At 49.9% G+C, this 17,280-nt stretch carries 17 protein-coding genes and 1 tRNA gene; 10 read left to right on the forward strand and 8 right to left on the reverse strand.

The window, feature by feature from the left end:
* The first annotated feature begins 142 nt into the window (after nucleotides 1-142).
* Together FYJ51_RS03300 and FYJ51_RS03305 are read left to right on the forward strand one after the other, a co-directional pair.
* Nucleotides 143-1,069, forward strand: coding sequence for a CPBP family intramembrane glutamic endopeptidase (locus FYJ51_RS03300; protein ID WP_154503178.1), 927 nt, complete (start codon nucleotides 143-145; stop codon nucleotides 1,067-1,069).
* A gap of 43 nt (nucleotides 1,070-1,112) precedes the next feature.
* Nucleotides 1,113-2,567 (forward strand): C69 family dipeptidase, encoded by a 1,455-nt coding sequence (locus tag FYJ51_RS03305; protein ID WP_154503181.1) that lies wholly within the window; start codon nucleotides 1,113-1,115, stop codon nucleotides 2,565-2,567.
* 361 nt (nucleotides 2,568-2,928) lie between these two features.
* Here FYJ51_RS03305 and FYJ51_RS03310 read toward each other — a convergent pair whose 3' ends face one another.
* Nucleotides 2,929-3,186, reverse strand: coding sequence for a kinase to dihydroxyacetone kinase (locus FYJ51_RS03310; RefSeq protein WP_105304448.1), 258 nt, complete (start codon nucleotides 3,184-3,186; stop codon nucleotides 2,929-2,931).
* Between the two features lie 148 nt (nucleotides 3,187-3,334).
* On the opposite strand from FYJ51_RS03310, the gene FYJ51_RS03315 reads away from it, so the two are divergent.
* Together FYJ51_RS03315 and FYJ51_RS03320 are read left to right on the forward strand one after the other, a co-directional pair.
* Entirely contained in the window at nucleotides 3,335-4,216 is an 882-nt protein-coding gene (locus tag FYJ51_RS03315; RefSeq protein WP_154503184.1) for an ArdC-like ssDNA-binding domain-containing protein, read from the forward strand.
* A gap of 50 nt (nucleotides 4,217-4,266) precedes the next feature.
* Nucleotides 4,267-4,350, forward strand: a tRNA-Leu gene (locus FYJ51_RS03320).
* A 38-nt stretch (nucleotides 4,351-4,388) separates the two neighbouring features.
* Here FYJ51_RS03320 and FYJ51_RS03325 read toward each other — a convergent pair.
* Nucleotides 4,389-4,970 (reverse strand): hypothetical protein, encoded by a 582-nt coding sequence (locus FYJ51_RS03325; protein WP_205946152.1) that lies wholly within the window; start codon nucleotides 4,968-4,970, stop codon nucleotides 4,389-4,391.
* A gap of 130 nt (nucleotides 4,971-5,100) precedes the next feature.
* Between FYJ51_RS03325 and FYJ51_RS03330 the strand changes: the two genes are divergently transcribed.
* Together FYJ51_RS03330 and FYJ51_RS03335 are read left to right on the forward strand one after the other, a co-directional pair.
* Nucleotides 5,101-5,970 carry a phosphodiester glycosidase family protein gene (locus FYJ51_RS03330; protein ID WP_105304446.1) on the forward strand — a complete coding sequence of 290 codons (870 nt, stop codon included), beginning with the start codon at nucleotides 5,101-5,103 and terminating at the stop codon, nucleotides 5,968-5,970.
* 9 nt (nucleotides 5,971-5,979) lie between these two features.
* Nucleotides 5,980-6,525 carry a GNAT family N-acetyltransferase gene (locus FYJ51_RS03335; protein WP_154503187.1) on the forward strand — a complete coding sequence of 182 codons (546 nt, stop codon included), beginning with the start codon at nucleotides 5,980-5,982 and terminating at the stop codon, nucleotides 6,523-6,525.
* Here the strand turns inward: FYJ51_RS03335 and FYJ51_RS03340 are convergent.
* Complete coding sequence (locus FYJ51_RS03340) at nucleotides 6,502-7,968, reverse strand: NAD(P)H-hydrate dehydratase (protein WP_154503190.1); 1,467 nt, start codon at nucleotides 7,966-7,968, stop codon at nucleotides 6,502-6,504. The genes FYJ51_RS03335 and FYJ51_RS03340 overlap by 24 nt on opposite strands.
* A 126-nt stretch (nucleotides 7,969-8,094) precedes the next feature.
* Between FYJ51_RS03340 and FYJ51_RS13865 the strand changes: the two genes are divergently transcribed.
* Nucleotides 8,095-8,583 (forward strand): hypothetical protein, encoded by a 489-nt coding sequence (locus FYJ51_RS13865; RefSeq protein WP_154503193.1) that lies wholly within the window; start codon nucleotides 8,095-8,097, stop codon nucleotides 8,581-8,583.
* Between the two features lie 287 nt (nucleotides 8,584-8,870).
* Here FYJ51_RS13865 and FYJ51_RS03350 read toward each other — a convergent pair whose 3' ends face one another.
* The 3 genes from FYJ51_RS03350 to FYJ51_RS03360 form a co-directional block, all read right to left on the reverse strand.
* Nucleotides 8,871-9,494 carry a class I SAM-dependent DNA methyltransferase gene (locus FYJ51_RS03350; protein WP_154503196.1) on the reverse strand — a complete coding sequence of 208 codons (624 nt, stop codon included), beginning with the start codon at nucleotides 9,492-9,494 and terminating at the stop codon, nucleotides 8,871-8,873.
* Nucleotides 9,482-9,898 carry a hypothetical protein gene (locus tag FYJ51_RS03355; RefSeq protein ID WP_154503199.1) on the reverse strand — a complete coding sequence of 139 codons (417 nt, stop codon included), beginning with the start codon at nucleotides 9,896-9,898 and terminating at the stop codon, nucleotides 9,482-9,484. Before FYJ51_RS03355 ends, FYJ51_RS03350 begins: the two co-directional genes overlap by 13 nt.
* Nucleotides 9,899-10,038: 140 nt before the next feature.
* Nucleotides 10,039-10,218, reverse strand: coding sequence for a hypothetical protein (locus tag FYJ51_RS03360; protein ID WP_135358219.1), 180 nt, complete (start codon nucleotides 10,216-10,218; stop codon nucleotides 10,039-10,041).
* A gap of 660 nt (nucleotides 10,219-10,878) precedes the next feature.
* Here FYJ51_RS03360 and FYJ51_RS03365 point away from each other — a divergent pair.
* Entirely contained in the window at nucleotides 10,879-12,375 is a 1,497-nt protein-coding gene (locus tag FYJ51_RS03365) for a hypothetical protein (protein ID WP_135358218.1), read from the forward strand.
* Between the two features lie 272 nt (nucleotides 12,376-12,647).
* A complete protein-coding gene (locus FYJ51_RS03370) occupies nucleotides 12,648-12,800 on the forward strand; it encodes a hypothetical protein (protein WP_154503202.1) in 153 nt (50 codons plus the stop codon).
* A 110-nt stretch (nucleotides 12,801-12,910) separates the two neighbouring features.
* On the opposite strand, the gene FYJ51_RS03375 is transcribed toward FYJ51_RS03370, so the two are convergent.
* Complete coding sequence (locus FYJ51_RS03375; protein WP_205946153.1) at nucleotides 12,911-14,431, reverse strand: LuxR family transcriptional regulator; 1,521 nt, start codon at nucleotides 14,429-14,431, stop codon at nucleotides 12,911-12,913.
* A 63-nt stretch (nucleotides 14,432-14,494) separates the two neighbouring features.
* A complete protein-coding gene (locus FYJ51_RS03380; protein WP_205946154.1) occupies nucleotides 14,495-15,805 on the reverse strand; it encodes an ABC transporter substrate-binding protein in 1,311 nt (436 codons plus the stop codon).
* 239 nt (nucleotides 15,806-16,044) lie between these two features.
* Here FYJ51_RS03380 and FYJ51_RS03385 point away from each other — a divergent pair, with 239 nt between their 5' ends.
* Nucleotides 16,045-17,277: a hypothetical protein gene (locus FYJ51_RS03385; RefSeq protein WP_154503211.1), complete on the forward strand. Its 1,233-nt coding sequence runs from the start codon at nucleotides 16,045-16,047 to the stop codon at nucleotides 17,275-17,277.
* Nucleotides 17,278-17,280: the final 3 nt, after the last annotated feature.

A 17,280-nucleotide genomic window follows, 5' to 3' on the forward strand; every position in this document is an offset into this window, starting at 1 on the left:
ACTCTCATTCCCGGATGAACTCGTCAATGCGCAATTCTGTACATTTCAAAGTCGCATGGGGAATAGAGTATAATAGAAACGTTTCCGAGAGAAACAGCTCTGCAGGAAAACATCCTGCAGGTTCAATAAAGGAGTTTTATTCATGGCGGATCACGCACCGAAAGTCATTACAACCCGGCAGGCGAAGAAGCAGATCGGCTTCTTCGGAAAGTCCCTGGCGCTTTATATTCTGCTGTTCATGGCTCTCAGCTACGGGACAGAGCTGCTGCAGAATTTCAATCCTTCTATTATCATGGGCATGGATCCCCAGGCTTTTTCGCTTGCGGTCTCAATGATTCTGATGCTGTTCATCACAATGGTGCCTTTTCGCAGAAGTGCGCAGAAGCTGCATCTGAATATTCATGATTATCTGAAAGATCCCAATCTGCGCGGTGACCGGATCTTTGCACTCGTATGCATCGGGATCGGCATCGATCTGATCATGACTTCGGTCTCTACGCTGTTTTATTTCCTGTTTCCGACCAATATGGCGGAATATTCCTTCCTCGGCAATTTCAGCACCCGGGATGCGATCATCGAGAATATCCTGTATTTCATGATGTTTGTGATCGTGAAGCCGATCTGCGACGAGTATATCTTCCGCGGCGTGATCCAGCGCCAGCTTGGCCATTATGGCAGGTATTTCGGTGTGCTTGGCTCGGCTGTGCTGTATGCCATTGCTCAGGTCAATATTGCCCAGGCATTTCCTGCTTTTTTCGTAGGGTGGTATCTGTCGCTGATCACGCTGAGATATCACTCGATCCGCCCGGGCATCACGGTTCATCTCGTGATTGCCCTGGTTCTGTGGGCGGTGCAGGTTGTTCCTTCGAAATTCATTATGATTGTCACGATCTTTATCGTGCTGGTCTATATCCTGGCGGGTCTTTTCCTGTTCCAGCGGCGGGTGGATACGAATATGGTCCGTTATGGCGCAACGGAGGCGAAACTATGGAAGATCCTGTTCACGACTCCTTCCATTGTTGTCTGCGTGATTCTGTTTGCGGCAAATGTGGTTTTTTCGATTCTCTGAGCACAGCGCAATATAATGTAGGCACAAGGAGAGTGAAAGATCTATGCCATGTACTACATTGATTGTCGGCCGCAGAGCAAGCTATAACGGATCGACAATGATCGCAAGAAATGATGATTCACCGGCAGGGAAATTTTCTGCATGCCGTTTTGAAGTCGTGAAACCTGAGGATCAGCCGAGGCATTACCAGTCGGTGATTTCTCATGTGAAGGTGGAGCTGCCGGACAACCCGATGCGCTATACCGCGATGCCGGATGTGTCCGGACATGAAGGCATCTGGGCAGCTGCCGGAGTCAATGCTGCAAATGTCGGCATGACGGCAACCGAAACCATCACCAGCAATGTCCGGGTTCTGTCGGCAGATCCGCTGGTCAGACTGATTCCTGCCCAGGATGGAAAAGAAGAAGTGCCCGGCGGAATCGGCGAAGAAGATATTGTCGTCCTCGTGCTTCCTTATATTCACAGTGCCAGAGAAGGGGTGCTTCGCTTAGGAAGCCTGCTGGAGCAGTATGGCACCTATGAAAGCAATGGCATCGCCTTCCATGATGCAGATGAAGTATGGTGGCTTGAGTCGGTAGGCGGCCATCACTGGATTGCCAGAAAGCTCCCGGACGACAGCTATGCTGTGCTTCCGAACCAGTTCTGCATGGATACGTTCGATCTGGAAGATGCCTTCGGGAAACAGGAGAATTATCTCTGCTCTTCCGATCTCAGAGAATTCATTGCAGAAAATCATCTGGATCTGTCCATGGACCAGACGTTCAATGCCCGGGTATCCTTCGGCAGCCATTCCGATTCCGATCATGTCTATAACACGCCGAGAGCCTGGATTGGACAGAAGTACTTCAACCCGAATGCGGACTGGTCTGCATACGGACCGGAGAGCGATGATCTGCCATGGTGCAGAGTTCCCGAGCATAAGATTACGCCGGAAGATGTGAAGTATGTGCTTTCCAACCATTTCCAGGGGACAGAATACGATCCGTATGAGCACCTGGATGGAAAGCAGGGCAAGTACCGGCCGATCGGAATCAGCCGGACAACCTTCATGTCCTGCACTGAAATCCGTCCGGATCATCCGGCAGAAACAGCGGCTCTTGAATGGGTATGCTACGGATCGAATGTCTTCAATGCATTTGTTCCATTCTTCACCCAGACCGATTCCGTTCCGGAATATCTTGGCAACACTACCAAGACGGTATCTACCGACAATTTCTACTGGGCAAGCCGGCTGATCGGCGCACTGGCAGATTCGCAGTATCATGCCTGCGTGCAGACGATCGAGCGCTATCAGGCTAAAACAGCAATCCAGGGCAGAATCCTGATTCAGAAGTATGAGAAGCTTGCAGAAGCTTCTGATCATCCGGAACAGATTCTGAACGAAGCAAACGACGAGATCGCAGCGATGACGAAGAAGGAAACCGATGCGGTGCTCAATGAAGTACTGTATCTGGTCAGCTGCCGCATGCGCAATAGCTATTCCAGATCTGATCAGTGATCATTCCCCCGTGGTCTGATGAACCACGGTTTTTTTCTATGCAGGCCGAAGCGGACAGATTGCTTGCCAGAAAAGTGAGTGATGAGGTTTGCCATCTTCGGATCGCCAGCATGTGCAACAAGCACATGTATCAATTGAAAAGTGGCCGCTCTGCTTTCTTCTTCCTGCATGACGGCAGAATTCTTCGTGATCGTGTTTCTGCTGCTTGTCAGCTTCTGATGCGGTCTTTGGCGGAAAGGTGCTTCTTTATGAATCTGGGGGGTATGGTCATTCTGGCTGCTGGCTCTTAGGATATCTGCTGAAATTCAGAAAGAAAAAGACACCTGCAGACCGCAGATGCCATTGCTGAAGAATTCAGATTTCAGCCCTTGAGGCCTTCTTCCTGACGCTGCATGTTTTCCACGACAACGTCATAGATATCGCCGATGGACTGACCGTATTCCAGGATTTTCCATGGCTCGTTGGTATGGAAGTGAATTTTGATCAGCGTATCATCGCCGACGACCAGCAGGCAGTCTCCCTTGAAGTGCTCGAGAATATAGTCATGAATCGCATCTTCAGAAAGATCGTGGCCGTCAATCAGAAGCTGGGTATCGAATTTGAATTCAAGCTGTTCCATAATCAGAAACTAATCTCCTTTATCTGCCGCGATTATAGCATGAAGAGTGATCCTGCAGTCATGAGGTGTTTACAAAAGGCCCGAAGTGTCGTCAATGAGGAAGGGAATCTTCTGATTCTTCTGCTAATGGAATAGCAGGAGGTTTGTTATGGACAGCATCAGACAGATTGCCGAACAGGTAGAAGCAGGGGTGAAGGGCGTATTCGAGAGCGATGCTTATCGCAGCTATCTCGCTACGATGTCCAGGTTTCACAGCTATTCTCTGAATAATACGATTCTGATTTACCAGCAGAAGCCGGACGCGACTTATATTGCCGGCTATCAGGCATGGTACCGCAGTTTCGGCCGATGGGTGCGGAAAGGAGAAAAATCCATCCGGATCATGGCCCCGATCACGAAAGTGCGGGAGCCAGAATCCCAGGACGGTTCTTCCGGAAAACGGGTGATCGTGGGATACCGGGCAATTCCGGTATTTGATATCAGCCAGACGGATGGAGCTCCGCTGCCTTCCTTTCTGCAGGAGAAGATTGATGGAGAAGTAGAAGACTATGATTCCTTCCGGGCAGCCCTGGAACTGGTATCTCCGGTTCCGATCAGATATGAGAGTCTGGAAGGAAGGGCAAATGGCTATTATTCGCTCGAGCGGAAAGAGATCGTGATCGATGATACGCTTTCCCAGCTGCAGACTGTCAAGACCGTGATTCATGAGATATCGCATGCGATGCTGCATAGCGGGAAGGGCCTGGACATTGATCGCAGAACCATGGAAGTGCAGGCAGAAAGCATCGCCTGTGCAGTATGCATGCATTATCATCTGGATCCGAGCGAATATTCCTTCGGCTATATTGCCGGCTGGAGCAAGGATCAGGAGCTTGCTGAACTGAAGAAGTCGATGGAAGTCATCTGCCATACGTCTCATAAGATCATTCATGCATTAGATCAGATCATCAATCCGGATTTCCAGACGCCCCGGGATTCGTCTGGCCTGCATGCAATGCAGGAGGCAGAACGTATTCTTTCCGGTGCATAAAGCAGATTGAAAACAAGATGTTCACAGGGTAAAATAAGCAGTGCCTGAACGCCCTTGTGATGGAATTGGTAGACGTAGGGGACTCAAAATCCCCCGGTAGCGATACCGTGCCGGTTCGAGTCCGGCCAGGGGCACTGTGACACCGGGTTTCCTGGATGGAATCCGGTTTTTTCTATTCATGCTCCTGCGGGATTCCGGCAGCTGGCCGGTTGGCTGCATTGACGCCGAGTCCCTGCTGACGCATGACTTCATTATCGAAGTTGATCTTTGCAGCTCTGGAAGCTGCGGCAATTGCAAATTTCGTGATGATGAGGGCGATCACATAGGAAACTGCAAACATGATCGGCCACTCTGCGCAGGCACTGCGGAACCAGAGACTTGCGACGCTCGGTGCAGCTCCTGCTGCAACGGCTGCTTCGACATCAGGGTTTCCGAACATGTTGACCGCGGAGAGCACGAACGTGGCAGAAGTATTGAAGAACAGGGTGGCAACGAGGTTCTCGATGAGTCCATGGGCAGGAGTTCCTTCTTTGATGTGCCATTTCCTGCACAGGGCAAAGGACCACTTCGTTAACGGAAAGATCCATCCGGTGAGCGTGATGATCAGATAGCAGGTTCCCCAGTTCTGAATTGCTCTGGGCACGGTCCAGGGAATGTGATCCCAGGAGATTGCAAATTCGCTCAGCAGGAAAGACAGGACGATCGCGATGATCGTGGAAACGACCATACCGAAATGATTATTGAATGCCTTCATAATGATTTCCTTTCCCGGCTCAGAAGAGCCATCTCTGTATGTGAACAGAATAACAAGAAGAACAGAAAGAAGCGTGTAGTCCCGGATACGGCTTCTGTACAGAAATGGCAGTTTTCTATAAACTTTTCGTATGCGGAAACTGAGATGGTTGATTCTGGCAGTGATTGCAGCAACATTGACTCTCATGGTGATTCCTTTTCCGCATGGACTGAGCAGAATCTCAGATCATGGCTCCGGATCGTTTGAGAGGCCGGTAGCGGATGCGATCAATGTCTACTGCCGGAAAGGAACCAGGCCTTCTGTGAAGTATGTATCAGGAACCTATGAAGGAGTTCCGTATCATGTGCTGAAGGTGAAACCGGATGATCATACCTTCATTCAGCTCGACTATGCAGGAGAGACTCCGGAATCTCTTGATGAACTCTATGATCATGGTTCAGAGTGCTGGCATGTCGGAGGAATCAACGGAGGATTCTTTCAGAACAGCGGTGAAGAATACGGGAGACCGGTCGGTGCGCTCCTGATTGACGGAAGCTGGGCAGAGTGGAAAGGCCAGGAGCTGACCCCTGCATATGGAAAAGGAAATGCCACGGTTTATTTCAGTCACGACGGCAATCTGAAGCTGGCTTATCATGGCTGGGAAAACGGGGAATGGAAGCCGGCATCGGATTCATTCTGGTCCTACGAAGAAGATCTCGGGGATTACGGGTATCAGATCAATACCGAGTATGGATTGAGCGGAGCTTATACCTTGCTGAGAAATGGGAAGCGTGTATGGCTCGGGAAGAATGATTCTGCTTACTGGAACCGATCAGCAGACAGCTGGGTGACATTATTCGGCGAGACGGCAGATGGAACCGTGCTTCTGGTCATTGCCGGAAAGCTCGGCGGCGGGGAAGCAGAAACAGAACTGATGAAAGAACTCGGAGCAGTCAATGCGATCCGGCTGGATGGAAATACTTCAACCTGCATGACCGTGGATAAAGGACTGGTCCATTGAGGCGAAGAGATGACAGAATTCAGAGAAGGCAGAATAGAAGATCTTGAGGAACTGTACCGGTTCTACGAAGAAGTATGCGCATTTCAGAGCAGGGATCAGTATGGCCCTTCCTGGACGATCGGGATCTATCCATCCAGAGAGGGACTTGCAGAGCATCTTCAGCATCATGAAATGTATCTGCTGATAGAAGAAGGAAGAATTGCTTCGGCAATGGTGCTGAGTGATCGGGAAGATCCGGAGTATCTGGATGCCTGTTTTCCAAGTCATGCGCTGGCAGATGAGGTCATGGTGCTGCATCTGTTTGCAGTGCATCCGCAGTTCCGCGGCAGGCATCTTTCGGAATTCATGCTGAGGGAAATGATTCTTCTGGCAGAGCAGAAGAAAAAGAAGGCCATACACCTGGACGTTCTGGAAGGGAACGACCGGGCGGAATGGCTGTATGAGAAGATGGGATTTCAGATTGCTGAGAAGCGGAAGGTAGTCTACGAAGATATCGGAGAGCAGACCGCGATTCTCATGGAATATCAGCTCTCAGAGTCCGTGCTTCCGGAATAATTCATCCATCAGTTCCGGATAGGTTTCCAGGCGGAAGTTCTGCATGGAGTGATTCTTCGTGCCGAGCTCTGCCAGATAGCCATGGAGCCAGACAGCCATGCAGACGGCGGTGAAGACATCGCGGGTCATTGCCAGCATCGCTGTCATCATGCCGGTAAGCACATCGCCGGAACCTGCCTGGGAAAGCGCCTGGTTTCCGGTCTGGTTAATATACACTTCTCCGGAAGGAGAAGCGACAATCGTATTCGGGCCTTTCAGCACGACGATGACTTTATAATCAGACGCAAAGTCGAGAGCAGTCTTCAGACGATTGTCCCGGATCGCATCTTCCGGAAGATTTGAAATTGCTGAGAATTCTCCGATATGCGGAGTCAGGATCACCGGTGCACCAGCAAAGCGGAGGATGTAGGTATTGTGCTGCAGAAGACGCAGTGCCTCTGCATCAAGTACCACAGGAACTTTGCTATTCTGCAGGATCAGATCAAGGATCTGCGATTTGTGATCCATATAGACAGCACCGCTGCCGAAGCCGATTGCAGTTGCCTGATGAATCAGAGGTTCCAGGACTTCATACCAGGATTCGTGTCCGAATGGGTGCATGACCGGAGTGAGAAATCTGGAGGCTAGGGGTGCATAGATTTCTTCGGGCATTGCGGCATGAAGATACGGAATGCCGACGGTTTCTGCACCAAGAATATTCAGACCGGCTGCCCCGGCCATGCCATAGCATCCGCTGATGAGCAATGCTTTGCCAAGAGAGCCTTTATAGGCAGTTTCACTTTTCTTGGGAAAGTTGGCGAAGAAGAGGTCTTCATCCATTTCACGATAGCGCGAGGGACCTTCATGCGGAAGACCAAGAGAAAGCAGTTCGCACTGTTGGAATTTCTGATGATCCTTGCGCAGCAGATGGAATGGCTTATAGCAGTCTAATGCATATGTGATCTTTGAACGGACTGCATCAGAATCGCAATGTCCGGTATCCGCTTCGCAGCCGCTGTTGAGATCGATGCTGTAAACAGGCTTCCCGGAGTTATTGACAGCCCGGAAGAGCTTTTTCATCTCCGGATCCAGAGGCCCATGGAAACTGAATCCGTAAACAGCATCGATGATCGCATCTGCATGTCGGAGTGCTTCTGAAAGATCATTCACGGAAACTATGCATGCAGGATCGACTTTCCGGTATGCAGCACGGGCTTCGCGGGTTTTCGGTTCTCCGCAGACATAGGCAATCTGAACAGAAAAGCGCCCTGCAAGCATACGGCAGACGACAGCTCCGTCGCCGCCGTTATTTCCGTTTCCGGCCAGGATCAGGATGCTGGAACCTTCTCTGAGTACCTTGCCAAGTGCTTCGGAAACTGCTTTACCTGCAATCTCCATCAATCTGCCTGGGGTCTTGCCTGAGCTTTGCTCGATACGGATCATGCCTTCCTTGTCTTGGATCATGGAAGCCTCTTTTCTTTTTCTATAGTAACAGTTTGAATTGCATCCATGCAAGATGCTAAGTCACATTCAGAAAACCGTGTTATAATGCGGTTATGAGGGATTATTGCTCATAGGAGGATAGCTAGTATGCCAGCAAAGAAAACTGTGAAAGAAGCAACTGCCGTCGAGACTGAACCAGCTGTCGAGAAGAAACCAGCAAAGAAAGCTTCGGCGAAGAAGCCTGCAGCAAAGAAGGAACCTGCTGAGAAGAAGGCCCCGGCAAAGAAGGCAGCAGCGAAGAAGCCTGCTGTGAAGAAGACGGAAAAGAAAGAAGAGCCGAAACCGGAAGTTGAAAAGAAGAGCTTCCAGACCTATAAGGATGTCATCAACTGGAAGAAGTGGGAAGCTCATAACATGAACTGGCTTTACATCGAGGTCAACGCAGGTGATCTGATGACAGAGCTGGAAGCAGGAGTCAACAATATTGAAACCTGCTGCAATGCAATCCTGGATTGCATGCTGGAAGGTGATACCTTCATCGTTCAGACTGATAAGCCTGATACCAAGCTGACTGTCCGCTATTACTGCGATAATCTTGCTGAAGATCGCAGAAAGTGGTCTGACGTCAACAGATAATAGTTTCCGGATCCGGATGGTTCAGAGCGATCTCAAAAGGGGGTCTGAACTGTTCCTCATTATTCACGATCATTCATGATATCCCTGGCAAAGCGGATTCTCTGCCAGGGATTTTATTATGATTCTGTTCTTCGGATGTGGCCATCTTCGTCCAAGGGCTTGTGCGCCCTCAGACTTATGTCAGGATCGTCAGGCTGCTGTGGTGTGGCACCGGCTGCCTGCATGAATACAGCTGAAAACGGCTCTGGAAAGACGAAGACAGATAATCGGAGAAGGAAGTGGTTTTCTCATTTTCTTGCCAATATCGCGATCCACGGCTTGTTCGGATGATGGTCGATAGCGACCTCTGAAAAGCCTGCCTTTTTCAGCGCCGCTTCGATCTGCCCTGGGGTATAACAGGTCATGCCGTCGATGATGCGCTCGAACTTTTTGCCGGCGGCATCTTTGCCATCGGATTCATTGCAGATGAAAAAGTATCCTCCCTGTTTTAAAATCTTCGCTACCTGCGCAAAGCATCTTTCAAGCCCTGGCCAGAAGTAAATTGTCTCAAAGGCGGTGGCAAGGTCAAAATGGTTTTCTTCGAGCTGCAAGTCTGATACATCGCCCTGCTGCACTTTGCAGCGGCCGCTGCCTATCATCGTTTTGTTGTATTCCGATGTTTTTTCAACTGAAAGCGGTGAGTGGTCAATTGCCGTCAGCGTGGCGGCCGGATATCTTTTCAGCAGTTCTCCTGCGTTACGACCCGCTCCGCAGCCAAGCTCAACGATTTCTTTTGGTGAGATTTCGGACAAGTGTCCCCTCCCCCAATCCGCCGGCTTTGCGTGGCCGGAATTCATGGTGCTTAGCATGAATTTGCCCAGCAAGCCGGAAGGCCTGCCTGTTTGATTGAAAAAGTTCTTCATAAATCCCATTGCTCATTATCCTCCTTCAGAGTACGATGCCATATCTGGTTTTTTCTTGACATTTGCATCCAGCGGATCTGTCTGTGCACAAAAAATCGATTGTCCCATATCCAGACAGCCAGGGTCTTCCAATCGGCATCTATCTCTGCCTGATCTGTATAGGAGCAATGATTGTCATGAATGGGTTGCAAAATGATTTCATGGTTCCATATCGGCACATGGCTGTTCTGTTCCTGTGTATTATTTCCTTCCTTGAGTCTGAAACGGATCACATGGAAATGGGAAGTGCCGAACGGTACGACACCAAAGAGACGAAAGAGGAAGTCATTCTCTGCACCTTTCTTCCATTGGATGGACTGCTCTGCCTGCGAAGGAGTAAAAGAAACCCAGAGAGAAGCAATCATCTGAAGCATGGAAAGCTTCTGGAGCCTGGCGAATACTTTCTCTGCAGATTCCGGAAATACAGAAGTACGGGTAACTTTTACAGACATTATTGTTTCCCCAGACAGAATAAGCGGCGGATCGGTCTTCCTGCGCTCCGCTCATGCATGATTCATTTGATGAGCGACAATCTGCTGCTAAAAAGAATACCATAGTTTGACATAACTAACAACGGGCTGGCTTGTGCAATTTCTTCTTCAGCCGCGATTTTCAGCTGCTGCTGGGATGCACTTTCTCTTTCCAGAATGAATTCCTGGCAGATAGGAAATCTCCGCAGCAGTTCTTCGCGCATTCAATCATTATGTTTCCCTTGTCTCCATGGATGACGATTTGATCTGTATTTTGAATGGTGTTCAGCCCATGGACAATGACCAGCGTCACCTTATCCTCAAAGAAGAATGTTCTGGATGAAACGAAATATGCAGAGCTTGTCTCTGTACTGGAAACTGAGGAGACGTCCCTGCGCTGACTTAGCTGGATCAGATCACGAGAAAACGGCTGGGAATCTGTGATGCGTGCAAGTACTTTATAGACAGAAAGCTTCCTGATCGGGATGTCCTTTCTGCATCATATATGAGTACTTCGAAACGCTTCAGATCGATTGTCTGGTTCAGCAAGCTCTGGTTTCAAGCTTTTTTCAGGTTTCCCCTCTTTTCAGCCGGTTTGGGGGGCGCGGAGTCTGTGAAGTTATGCTTCAATCCAGGTACAGACGGAAGAAGGCTGAAAAGCACAAATCCCTTTTTCTGAATTCCTGGCAATGAAATGAATAGATTCTTCTCAGAATCTGGCGAAAGGGGACAGTGTCTATGCGGAAGATTGATTCTTTCCGCAGGATTTCCTGGTCTCTTCAAGCGACAGGTGCTTTGCTCTTCGATCAGAAGCAGGGGATGGCTTCAGCCAGGCCGTAATCAGCGATTGATCTGGAAACTCTTGAAATGGAAAGGAAAAGACTATGAACGCAAACTTGAAACGATTGGGATCCTTCATGCTTTCAGCAATGACTGCATTCAGTCTGGCTGCCTGCAGCCCCGGCGGATCGGCATCCTCAGCTTCTGCAGCTGCAGCAGAGGCATCTGCCTCTGCTGCAAGTACATCATCAGCCACTGAAGAAGTATTTGAGGGAACAGCAGCATCTACCACTTTGTTCTCCCTTACCTATCCGGATGGCTGGGCGGTTGACGAGACCATGACCTCAGATAGCAGCAGTTACTGCTATATGGAGCTTACTCTTACGGGGGAGGAATCAGCTGCTGCTCAAGTGAATATTTCTGCATCAAAGTCAGATGTCAGAAATTATCGTGACCGACTCAGGGGTGCTGGAATAGATGCCTATGATCTGGTGGAAACAAAGAACCTGGATATGGTCCAGGTCGGCGGAGTAGAATGTGTCGAATATATGGCAGAATCCTGGTATTCCAGTTCTCTCATCTATCTTGGCCGTGATGAAGCCTCCGGAATAACCGTATCCATTGATATTATCGGAGATCAGGAGGATCCAGGAATTCAGACCATGATCAGATCCTTGAAGTTCACTCTGAATGATTCCGGCAATGTGGATCCGCCATGGCCGTGGCAGGGAGAACCGTTCTCGGCCGATGCCCGCCATACGCTGAATGCGGGAAATTATACAGTGACCGTGGACTGGATGAAACTGGAAGACCCGCTGATTGCTTATGATATCTTCTCTGGCAGAGTGGAGATGACCGGCGATACAGTCTGGGTACTTCTGGACAATTATCTCTATGAATATCAGTACAGCCAGGATGGTCTGACTTATGTCAGCGAGCAGGCACTCGGCAACGAAGGCGACTACGAGGAACTGTCTTCTGATCGTAATGGGAAACTGTATGTTTCGGGATTCATGGAACAGATGCTCATCATGGAACAGGGAGAGGTCACCGGAAGGATTGAAGACGTGGATCGGGCACTCGTTCATCCAAACGGAACCTGGGGCATCAGTTCCTTCTTCGGACAGCCGCTGCGGAAAGTCATGATCGATGGAGAAACTGCGCAGATTGAAGACTGGGAACTGAGATCAGCAGAAGAGACGACCAAAGGGTTCATTTCCGAGAATCATGTCTGCATCACAGGAACTTCTGAGGATAAGGAAAATGTTGCTGTCTGGGTTTTTGACACGGATGGAAATCAGCAGTATGAATTCGGCAATACAGATATGAATGAAGAGGGATGGATGGGGGCAATCACGGATGTGATTGAAACTCCCAATGGGTATCTCGTTCTCGATGGCAATATGAGAAACCTGCTGTTCTACGGAACGGATGGGACGCTCTTGGCAACAGTGGACGATGAAGAGCTGTTCTTAACCGCATATCCATGGATCAGTTCTGCATGCCTGATGCCGGATGGCAGTATCCTGATTGCTCTGACCGAAGAACGGGCAGATGAATCTGCATATGAGCTGCTGATTTACCGGCTGAGCGGTTTCTGATTCAGAAACATGAGCAAGAGATATCATGACAGGTACAGGAAGCGAAGGAACAGATATGCATGCAGGTGACAGGAGAATACTGCTGCTTTTCTTGCGGCGGCATTGATTGGCGGAGTTATTATGATGCGCCGAATTATCAGGCATGATCAAGCAGCTGAGGGGATGGAAAAGGTGAATCAGGATGCAGGCTGATTCCGTCTGATCGCTGGAAAGAGCTGTCTGATTATTTACGCAGTTATGAACTGCCTGCCTGGAAAACCTCGCAGCCGGACTTGCTGGATGAGACAAGAAGCTCGATCACGATCACCTGGAGAGAAGGTTCAGAACTGGCAAGGTATTACCATGATGGAACCGGTGCCTGGGAGCTTCGCGAGATACTTCAGAAACTTTCAGAAGAGCTCTGTCAGAGCACGAAGTCTGCATAAGCATTCGGACAAGATCAAAGGTGCCCGGCTGAATACCAGGCACCTTTTTCGATCGCTTGCCTCAAGGGGAAGGAAGTCTGATCGAAACCAGGAAAGACTCATTTCCGGTTTCATTGCTTTCTGCGCTGACTTTCTTCCATTGCCTGCTTCTTCGCTACTCTTGCATAAAGAACTGCCTGCTTCCTGGAAGAGACACCTAGCTTGCTGTAGATATTCTTATTATGAAAGCGCAGTGTACTCTCCTTGATGCTGAGCTGCTCCAGGATCTCTGCCGTTGACAGATCCTCCATATACAAGCTCAGAATTCTCTTTTCTGAGGGTGTCAGTTCCGCAAGACCTTTCAGGAAGATCTCGTAGGCATCCGGATCAATCTCAGTTTTCCGGTGGTATGCAAGCCGTGCGGCCTCTGTTTCGGCTTTCTGCTTTTCCTGTTCCAGATTGCTGAGAGCAGAGTTGTGGTTAATCTGCTGGGTTCTCAGAAATTCGCAGAGCTCATCCAGTTCGCGATAGCTGGTGGTGGCTTCTTCGCTGACGGTTTCTTTCAGATGGGATATTTCCTTCAGAAGCGGTTTCAGATAGCTCTTGCTGAAGAAAAGACAGGATACCGTGATGAAGAAAATCAGAAGGGAAATGATCATGGCGGTCTGCGTATAGCTTCTGGCAGCTTCGGAATTGAAGTCTGCTTCCGGAATCATCGCGGTCAGCAGATACTGATCCTCGGTGCTGTCCAGGGAAATGGTCCTCTGCATGCCGACATAGGAGCTTCTGCCCTCGAAGAGATGTAAGCCCTGGCGGAGGCTTTTCGCACGGAAGGTGCCATTGGGGATCGCATAATTCTTCCCGCAGTCCAGGGCCATATCCAGGTCCAGCGAACTTTTCTCATTGCTGGAAATCGTGCAGATCAGCCTGCGGAATTCGGTTGGCTGGGGATTGGAAGCACGGAAGAAACGCCGGCTGACTTCGAATCCGCATAAGCCGGAGATCTCATCATTGATCCTGAGCGGGAACGTCAGCAGATATACTTCTTCATCGGTTCCATACAGGCATAGCGGTCCGGAAATCTGGTACGCTTCGTCTGCAACCATGCTGGATGGACGAATCAGGCTGCTGTAATCCGGAATCAAATTCGTCTGGAAATACATTCTCCATTTCCGATGCGGATAGACATTCTGGCTTTTGCCGGCCGAAGAGATGCCGCGGTACAGCAGAAGCTCAGGATCGGAACGATCACTCAGTCCCTTTGAGATATAGATACCGGGAACTTGTTCGGATGGATGCTGAGGATCATCCAGCAGGATGAAGCCGCCAGAGCATTCCGTCTGCTGGAGTTTTTCAGAGAGTTCCCGGATCAGCAGAATCTGCAGATCATAGGCATCTCTGCCGGTGCCCCGCAGATGATCGAGAGTCAGATTCCGGGTGTTCAGATAGGACTGAATCAGATAAGAGCTGTCTTCTGAAAGATCGATGCCCATAACGGTCAGGTTTTCCCAGTAGGAGGTCATGGAGTTTTCAAAGAAGTCGAGCTGGAGAGATAGAGTTCCGGCAATTCTCTTTTTCGGATCGCTGAGCTTTCCGAAGAAGAACAGGCAGCTCAAAAGCATTGATAAAACAAGTGCTGCCAGCACCATCATGCTCAGAAAGAGCTCACGGCGGAGAGACCTCCGGGATTTTCCGATCGAAGAGAAGGACATAGGCTATCGGATCGTGATCAGGATATTCCAGACCTGTTCTGCAAACTGGTCCGGATCTGTTTCTTCCGACACGCTCTGCTGCAGATTGCGCACCGCATTGTAGAATTGCTCCGCTTTTGAGTAATAGTCTTTGAAAGACGGCTCTGAGCAGGCCTGATAGGTCTGGGTCATCTGCCCGAGGGCTTCATACAGATTCCCATAGCCAGCGTCAGAGAATTGCACCTTCTGAATCGCTTCTGCAGAAGACTTCTTCACGGGCATATAGCCGGCAGAAGTCACAAAGCTGAGATTGCGATCAGGATCCAGCAGCCAGTGGGCAAAGACAGAGGCTGCCTCTGCTTTCTGTTCCGTAGTCTTACGGGCACAGAGGCCGACGCCTGCAATCGTCATCAATGGTTTGCCTGTTTCTGCATGCATGAAGGGAACCACCTGAAGGTCCATAGGTTCCGAGGTCCCATCCGGATAGGTCACGGTATCGTTATAGTAAAGGATTGCCGCGGAAGAGCCGACTCCGCACAGCACTTCTCCCGTCATGATCTGCGTATTGGAGTAGCGGTCTGAGATGACAATAGTTCCTCTGGCGATTTCCTTGGCAAATCGCAGCACTGCTTCATGAAGAATTTCATTTCCCGGGTCATACCATTCCGAATCGGAGTACAGGTTTTCTGCTCCTTGTTCTTCTGCATAGAGCTCGATTGCTCTCAGCAGATAGTCAAAAGCGCAGAACGGAGTGCCATCAGACCATTGGCGGTAGGCATCTGCTGCTTCAAAAAAACCATCCCAGGTTTCCAGGCTCTGAAGAGAGATCCCGGTATCCTGCTGGAAGCGGGCAAATCCGGATCCGTTGACCATCAGGACATGCGTGGACTTGGACAGAGGAAGAACGGCAAGCTGGGAGCCGATTCTTCCATCTTCGAGAAAGCCTGGAATGAATTCTTCCTGTTCGGTTTCTGAGAACCAGTCATTCCAGTCCAGGAGATTGTCCATACCGATGTTTTTCGCATCATTGATATGACAGGTGAAAAGATCCGGCATATCCGGCGCGCCTGGTTTATCAGAAAGAGCTTCTGAGAGTTCCTGGCCGATGCTGTAGGCGTTGCTCAGACGGGCTGTGCTGATGATGATGCCTTTCTCCATGCCTTCCGTTTCATTGAACTCTTCAATGAGCTGGTCCATCGGAGAACCTGCCTGTTCGCCATAGACGTGCCACATCACAAGCGTTACAGGATCATCTGGAGACAGCAAGGGCTTGCTGCAGGCGGAAGCGGGAAAACATAATGTGCTGGCCAGCACCAATCTGATCAAGCGTTTCATGAAATACTCCTTTCCTGGAAAATTCTGAGAGAAATACAGATCTTTTTGCGGTTTTCCCCTCTTTTCAAAGGTTTCGGGGGGCGCGGAGTTTTCGGACTTATGCTTCAATCCGGGTACAGACAGAAGAACGGGAATGAAGCTTGAGTCACTTTTGCTGAATTCATCATAGCACAAAGAAGCGGTTTCTCTCATCTTCTGATGAAGATGCATACATGATTCTGCATCGAAAGGAGAACGTCATGAAATCCTTTACTCGTTTCCTCGGACTGCTTTTATCTGCTGTGCTTGCATTCACACTTGCTGCCTGCACGGGCAGTTCAGCAGGCAATGCCGAGGCGGCTGGCGTCTATCAGCTTACCGGAGCAGATGGAAAATCCGGGTATATCGAGCTCGTCAAAGACGGATCCGGAACCATTTCTGCGGATGACATGAAATTCGATCTGGCCTGGCAGCTGGATGGCAATCAGTTCAGCGGCAGTTATCGTTCCTTCGGATCTGATCAGAAGCTGGGCGGAACGCTTGAGGATGACGCTCTGATCGTGAAAGATTCCTCCGGGACCACGTATCACTATCAGAAGGGATCTGCTGGCCGGGATGCTGCTCCAAAAGCGAGTCTTGCAGGAACCTATTATCTGTATCAGCTTGAGGGAGAAGGGCTCATGCTAAATTACGGAGACCTGAGTCTGCTTGAGATGACGGAAGGATACCGGATGATCATCAATGAGGATGGGCTCAGCGGAACCTTGTACATGGGCGAGGACCAGGATACGTTCCGGATTGATCTCGGAAAGAAAAAACTGGACTTTGCCGAGATGGACATGGCGTTTGAAGATCTCGGAAATGGGGAGATCAGAGTTTCAGCTGACAGCTCGGAAGAGCCTTTCCTGATGTATCTTGCCAAGGATATCACTCCGTATCAGGACCAGAAGAGCACGTTGTTTGACGGAATGAGCACGGATGAATCAGATCAGCAGAAATGGTGGAACGGAAGCTGGTATGGCTGGTGGATGGTCGAAGATGCGACTGGCGCATATACGGAACTGATCGGCAGCTGGTGGGATTGCAGTGCAGTGATCGAAGTGGATGAGGACCTGCAGGGGACCATGGTGATCTATGACGAAGACGGATCGCTGACCGACCCGATTTCAGATGCGGAAGTCAGTGTCGCCATGACCGGAACCAGCGAACATGGCACGATGCTGTCGCAAGGCGGATATTTCATGGATCAGGATCTGCAGTATGCAGACTGGATGATCGATCCGGGAGAGTCCGATTATACGGATACCCTGGAAATCAGAGGGTCGTTCACCGTGGATGATGGCGGCATTGACTACTATGTGATCCTGAGACGATGGGGCACTGACTGGTCCGATGTCGTGAAAGAAGATCGTCCGTACTTTTATGAAGACTGGTATCTTCCGCTGATTGAAAGCGGCAGTGAGATGCCATATAAGATTGGCGGCGAGGGCTGATGC

It is taken from the genome of Stecheria intestinalis (assembly GCF_009696165.1).
Taxonomy (GTDB): domain Bacteria; phylum Bacillota_I; class Bacilli_A; order Erysipelotrichales; family Erysipelotrichaceae; genus Bulleidia; species Bulleidia intestinalis.

Coding starts and splice junctions, on each gene's coding strand:
- FYJ51_RS03300 (WP_154503178.1), top strand. CDS start 143: ATGGCGGATCACGCACCGAAAGTCATTACAACCCGGCAGGCGAAGAAG.
- FYJ51_RS03305 (WP_154503181.1), top strand. CDS start 1,113: ATGCCATGTACTACATTGATTGTCGGCCGCAGAGCAAGCTATAACGGA.
- FYJ51_RS03310 (WP_105304448.1), bottom strand. CDS start 3,186: ATGGAACAGCTTGAATTCAAATTCGATACCCAGCTTCTGATTGACGGC.
- FYJ51_RS03315 (WP_154503184.1), top strand. CDS start 3,335: ATGGACAGCATCAGACAGATTGCCGAACAGGTAGAAGCAGGGGTGAAG.
- FYJ51_RS03325 (WP_205946152.1), bottom strand. CDS start 4,970: ATGAAGGCATTCAATAATCATTTCGGTATGGTCGTTTCCACGATCATC.
- FYJ51_RS03330 (WP_105304446.1), top strand. CDS start 5,101: ATGCGGAAACTGAGATGGTTGATTCTGGCAGTGATTGCAGCAACATTG.
- FYJ51_RS03335 (WP_154503187.1), top strand. CDS start 5,980: ATGACAGAATTCAGAGAAGGCAGAATAGAAGATCTTGAGGAACTGTAC.
- FYJ51_RS03340 (WP_154503190.1), bottom strand. CDS start 7,968: ATGATCCAAGACAAGGAAGGCATGATCCGTATCGAGCAAAGCTCAGGC.
- FYJ51_RS13865 (WP_154503193.1), top strand. CDS start 8,095: ATGCCAGCAAAGAAAACTGTGAAAGAAGCAACTGCCGTCGAGACTGAA.
- FYJ51_RS03350 (WP_154503196.1), bottom strand. CDS start 9,494: ATGGGATTTATGAAGAACTTTTTCAATCAAACAGGCAGGCCTTCCGGC.
- FYJ51_RS03355 (WP_154503199.1), bottom strand. CDS start 9,898: ATGCTTCAGATGATTGCTTCTCTCTGGGTTTCTTTTACTCCTTCGCAG.
- FYJ51_RS03360 (WP_135358219.1), bottom strand. CDS start 10,218: ATGCGCGAAGAACTGCTGCGGAGATTTCCTATCTGCCAGGAATTCATT.
- FYJ51_RS03365 (WP_135358218.1), top strand. CDS start 10,879: ATGAACGCAAACTTGAAACGATTGGGATCCTTCATGCTTTCAGCAATG.
- FYJ51_RS03375 (WP_205946153.1), bottom strand. CDS start 14,431: ATGATGGTGCTGGCAGCACTTGTTTTATCAATGCTTTTGAGCTGCCTG.
- FYJ51_RS03380 (WP_205946154.1), bottom strand. CDS start 15,805: ATGAAACGCTTGATCAGATTGGTGCTGGCCAGCACATTATGTTTTCCC.
- FYJ51_RS03385 (WP_154503211.1), top strand. CDS start 16,045: ATGAAATCCTTTACTCGTTTCCTCGGACTGCTTTTATCTGCTGTGCTT.